This is a genomic window from Okeania sp. SIO2C9 (assembly GCF_010672455.1).
Lineage (GTDB): Bacteria > Cyanobacteriota > Cyanobacteriia > Cyanobacteriales > Microcoleaceae > Okeania.
Genome location: NZ_JAAHGO010000166.1, coordinates 1 through 5,573, shown reverse-complemented (window position 1 = coordinate 5,573; position 5,573 = coordinate 1). Strand labels below are relative to the sequence as shown.

General features: G+C 36.4%; 2 protein-coding genes and 1 pseudogene. 2 read left to right on the top strand and 1 reads right to left on the bottom strand.

Annotation, left to right across the window (positions count from 1 at the left end; all coding sequences use genetic code 11):
- Nucleotides 1-115 precede the first annotated feature (115 nt).
- A pseudogene (locus F6K23_RS39775) lies at nucleotides 116-1,192 on the top strand (RNA-guided endonuclease InsQ/TnpB family protein); the annotation flags it as partial.
- Between the two features lie 744 nt (nucleotides 1,193-1,936).
- Nucleotides 1,937-2,401, top strand: coding sequence for a hypothetical protein (locus F6K23_RS39770; protein ID WP_293166618.1), 465 nt, complete (start codon nucleotides 1,937-1,939; stop codon nucleotides 2,399-2,401).
- 72 nt (nucleotides 2,402-2,473) lie between these two features.
- Here F6K23_RS39770 and F6K23_RS39765 read toward each other — a convergent pair whose 3' ends face one another.
- Nucleotides 2,474-3,586 carry a lipopolysaccharide assembly protein LapB gene (locus tag F6K23_RS39765; RefSeq protein WP_293166616.1) on the bottom strand — a complete coding sequence of 371 codons (1,113 nt, stop codon included), beginning with the start codon at nucleotides 3,584-3,586 and terminating at the stop codon, nucleotides 2,474-2,476.
- Nucleotides 3,587-5,573: the final 1,987 nt, after the last annotated feature.

The window sequence follows — 5,573 nt, the reverse complement described above, 5'->3', positions numbered from 1 at the left end:
TAAGACTAGCGCCAAGGTAGCGGCAGCCTGTGTTAGCGGAGCTTTGCGGAGCGCAAAACGTCAACCCACCCAGGAGCTAAGGCTCGGCAGGAATCCCCGTGCCTAACAGCCGGGGAGGATGTCAAAAACGGCTTTTACCAACTTTTTTAGTGGACGAGCCAAATATCCTAACTTCAAGAAAAAACGTAATGGTGGTAGTGCCGAGTTCACGAAAGCAGCATTCAAGTGGAAAGATGGCCAAGTCTATTTAGCAAAATGTTCAGAGCCACTACCGATAAGATGGAGCAGACAACTACCACCAGGTTGTATGCCTAGTACAATAACTGTCAAGCTTGAGCCTTCTGGTAGATGGTCTGTGTCTCTGAGAATGAATGATCCTAGGGATTTAAAACTCAAGGGGACTAAGAAACAAGTGGGAATTGACTTGGGTATAACCAGTTTAATAACTACAAGTGATGGAGAAAAAGTAGCTAATCCTAAGAACCTGAAAAAATTACACAAAAAATTGAGGTTAGCTCAGAAATCTCTAGATAGAAAAACCAAAGGAACCAATAATTACCAAAAAGCCAGACTAAAACTAGCTAGAATACACGCTAAGATTAAAGACTCAAGAGGAGACTACACCCATAAGCTAACTACTCAACTAATTAGAGAAAACCAAACGATAGTAGTTGAGGATTTAGCAGTAAAAAACATGGTCAAAAAGCGGTGCGACCCCGCGACGACGCTAGTCGCAAGGGAACGCGCACCAAGAGACCACAAATTAGCTAGGGCAATAAGTGATGCTAATTGGGGAGAAATAGTCAGGCAATTAGAATACAAAGCGCAATGGTACGGACGGGAATTAATTAAAATCGACCGATATTTCCCCAGTTCCAAACGTTGCTCTAATTGTGGCCATGTAGTGGGAAAATTACCTCTAAATATTAGAGAGTGGGATTGTCCTGAATGCGGAACTCACCATGACCGTGATATTAACGCTTCAATAAATATTTTGCGGATGGGAACCCGCGGGGTGCGTCAGACGCAAGCGGTCAGACCCCGCGTCGCCGTCAGGCGCAAGCGGTCGGAACCCGCGACGACGCTAGTCGCAAGGGAACGCCGACCAAGAGAGGGAACGCTGACCAAGAGAGGGAACGCCCACGCTCGAAGGCTGCGGGAGGAGCAGTGTCAGTCTGTGGAGCGACCGTAAGACCCGAAGGGAGTAAGACCCAGAAGGCAGGTGCTATGAGGCAGAAAGGCCCTAACAGCGATGCTAGGGAATCCCGCGCTGTCTCGTAAGAGCAGCGTCGGGAGGATGTCAATACTTGTATAGCAGAAGGAAGAAGGAAGAAGGAAGAAGGAAGAAGGAAGAAGGAAGAAGGAAAAATATTGCGTTGTCTGAGTTTTAAGGTTTTGATATGTCCGCGCCCTTTCTTTCCACTGCTATAGCACTACAAGAATTGGTTAAGAAATTTTTCAATGCTGTTTCCTGATAATTCCGCAGGAAAAAACCTTTTACCGAATAATTAAGGTAAAAATCCTCCGCCATGGAGAAACCGGCGGTCGATCTTCGGAGTTCCCGTAGGGTGGGATGGCGCAATTCGGAGCGGCTCTGATAAGAGCGGGTCTCGGAGCCATATCCAATCGACCAATAGAAAAAAAATTTTCCTTTTATTCAATCCTCTTCCTTTCAGGGAGAGGTAATTATCAATTATCAATTATCAATTATCAATTATTGAAACTCCCTATTCCCTAATTATGAAATATATGTAAACAATTACAAATTTTTTTGCTTCTGATTTTCTCCAATTGGCAATTTTATGATGCACCTCTTCTAGTTAATGTAAAGTTTTATAAATAAATATAGACAAAACTTACGCTAGCTTTTAACTTAAGCATAATCAATAATTTAACTGTAAAATTATTTACAAAAATCATTTAGGAGATAAAAATAATGTTAGCTTTTATCGGAGGATTGTTCGCTGGGGTATTTGGTATCCTGGGAAATCTGCTGGGAAAGAAGTCTGATTATTTATTAGAATTTGAGGATGCTAAGGGCACTAATGAACCCAAGCAAGAATCTACTCAAGGGAGTGTAGCAGCACCAGAACCTACTACAAAAAAAGAAACTAAACCTGCTAGTCCTGAAACTCCAAAACCTGAAACTCCAAAAATTGCTAAAGCCAAACTTTCTGAGGCTAAAAAAATTGCTAAAAAAGCTGAAGCTGAAAATGGCACTTCTACAGTGGCAACACCACAACCTCCTGTAACTAATATTCAAGTTTCCCAGGAACCAGAAGAGTTAGTATTATTTGCTCCTAACTTTTTAATGCCAAAACCTACAGCAAAACGTCGTCGCCCTGGTCCTAGCATGGGTATGTTTCGTGGTATGGCTAAGGATTTGAACCTACCAAGATAGTATTAGATCAAGAACTTAAAAATAAAGGGGTAAAAAATTAGCTTTTAACTTTATATTTGCTATGTTAAGCCCCTAATTTTTTAAGAATACTAATGCACTATATAAATGAAAAGCTGGGTCCCACATTGTTTCTATTTTACGCGATATATCAATGTAATATTTGAGGCGACTTAATAATTGAGTGTAATCTCGACTTGTGGCTTCTCCAAAAGAAGTAAAATCAGACCAAGTTGTTACTTTAGCTAATTTTGGGTTAATCATATTTACTAATTCATTCCATTTACTTCTATTAGTAGTTTGTCGTGTTAATAGGGATTGCTCTTGAGTCTGAATATTAGGAGTAATTCCTTTTTGATATTGATAATTTTGGTCACAAAGTCTAATAATACTACGGCGATTAGGAAGATGTAAATCTAATATATTGGCATAATCTTGAGTCATTTGTTTATGACGGATTTTTTCAGAACGTCGTCTAGGATCGTAATCCATAGCATTCATAAATATAGGTAATAATCCCTCAACTTTGTTCACTACTTCCGACCACCTAAAATTTAAACTACCCATTTTATCTTGTTCATTTAGACAAACAATACTTGCTTCAGAAGAAGAAGAAATAGATTGAAAATATTGAACTCTAAATATATTTATCTTCTCAATATCTGATATTTTTGCCCAAAATACAGGAATGCCTACTTTGAGCATTTCTTCACCATAAATTTTTAGTTCCCCAATAGCTCCCAGACGATAAATTCGCCAACCTCTACTTTGTAATTGCATTCTAGTTGTATAGAGGTCAATTTTCATAATTCTAGCTAGATTTTTGGCAGCTTCCTGTTTATTTTCTTTGCTAATAGCTTCAATAATAAGTAATCCTGGTTCGGTATTTTTTGGGTCAGATTTAGCAGTAGCGATCGCTTGTTGTTGGCGTTTTTTCTCTATAGTTTCTATTCTTTGTAAACCTTGACGTGCTTGTGCAACTACTTGTGGATTTGTGGCATCTTTCAGCAATTTTCTATAGAATTTTTCTGCTGATTCTAATTTATTTATTTCTTCATACCATCGCCCAATATAAAGTTGCACCCATAGATTTTGAGGATTTTCTTTTTGTAATTGTTTTAGTAATTTTCCTGCCTGTTGATAGTTTTTTTGTTCTAGGAAAGTAGCAACTTCTTTTATTTCTTTCATATATAATAGTCCTATTTAAGCTGCCAGAAAATATATCGGAAAAAGACAATAACAGTTCAACAATTAATAATTAACAATTAATAATTAACAATTACCTCCTATTTTCAAAGAGAGGATTGACATGGAGCGTGAAATTTTTTTCTTTTTTATCCTTTAAAGTAGAGGCTTTAAACCTTAATTATTCGGTAAATAATTTCAAGCTTTCTATTTATAAAAGGAATTACGCAATTCATAATACCAAATTAATATGAAGCTACATAGAATAATATAGCAATGAGCGCTCAGGTATTTACAACTTAGTAGCTCAAAGTGCAGTAAGGGAAAAGGTTTACAAAAAATAATGTGTAAATATGCCAGAGCACATTGCTATATCTTGATCGGGGTTGACTTTAGATCGAGATAGACAAGTTAATAAATTTCATAATTCTGTGCCACTTCACATAAAATTGGTATAATACCTAACACCTATTACCTAAGACCTACAACCTACGACCTACGACCTAACAACTAACACCTAATTCTGTGCAGCCTCACATAAAATTGGTATAAGTCATAAACACTACTTATTTCATAGTTAATAGTTTGAATTTACTACATATATTGTTTTTGCGTAAGTCTTGTATAATTTTGTATTTTTTATCTTTTCAGTGACGGGTTTAATACCCCACGGTCAATGGGGGTGCTGAAAATTGTTTGGGGTGATAAGACACGAAGTGGCCGGTCGTTGACTATCCATAAGCAATTTTTCCTTTCCTAGGTCATGCTACGCAAACAGCTCCCGCAGTATAGCTGCCTTCTTCAATTAGGTAGATTTAGAAATTGTGAATGAAACTTTTATTTTGAAAGTTTTAAATTAGAGGTCATACCAAGCCTAGTTATCAAAAGGTACTTTAAATCTATTCTAATATTTTTGCTTTCTACTTTGCTTTTTTAATCAAGATACTATCATTGCCATTCTGACATAGGAAATAATCATAATTAAACATCTATAGAAAATATACTTCCTGTTTTTTCTTCTGAAAAGTTTTATCTGTAAGCTTTTTAAGGTTTAATAATTGGTCAAAAAAAAATATATAAGTTTAAATTATAATTTTTATTAAATATATTTGGAATTTAAACTAAATTTTCCCAAAAAAGTTCAAATGAGCTATTTAGGGGGAAAAATGGGGGTAATTTGAGTGCGATCAGGCTTTTGTTGGCCATTTATTAAAAGTATTGATACATAAGAAATACAGGGTGGTTGCTTGTGAAGAAATTTTCGTGTATTTTTGAAGTAAGTAATTCGCTCTGCGTAGGTGCTTATTAAAATGAAAAAGAGAATTAGTAAGTAGAAGTGCGATCGCGCTAGCGTAACGTAGTTTTATCGCGTAGCGGAACGGAATTCTATAAATTTTGGATATCTTTTTTGACTACACCTATTGTTTGCGAACACCAAAAAATATAGACTATCCTGGACAAACATCTACAAAATGTCTAGGATATGACACAATCGCGAATTAAAAAATTAGGAACCTCATGAAACAAAAATTAAAGCAGTTAAAAAATACAGAACGTCTACATATATTATGTTTTGACTCACAGAAATTATTTAACGCTCAACATAATTTAGTATAAAATGCATATAAAACCCGAAATGAATGGAATGTTGATTGGAGAAAAAACAGTCAGGCAGGTTTTTCTGTGTAGGAAAATCTGGTTGTGCAGAGCGTAAAGTGTGGGATAAGTAAGTAGGGCTGGTCAATAATCATCCTATAGCACTGTAAAGAGTTAGTTTTTCGGATTTTTGTCGGGAAAAAAGTGCAAATTTTTCAGCCTTTAATATCAAATTCGTTTAATTGGACATCAAAAAAATCTCGAATAGTCATCACTAATAAATGTTTGTGATTCTTTCTCCTCCTGAGGAGTGAGGACTGTCTCATGGTTGAGTTAACCAATCTATAACTGTTTAACCGGATTTGAGATCAGACCATAAAAGCTATGATCAGTG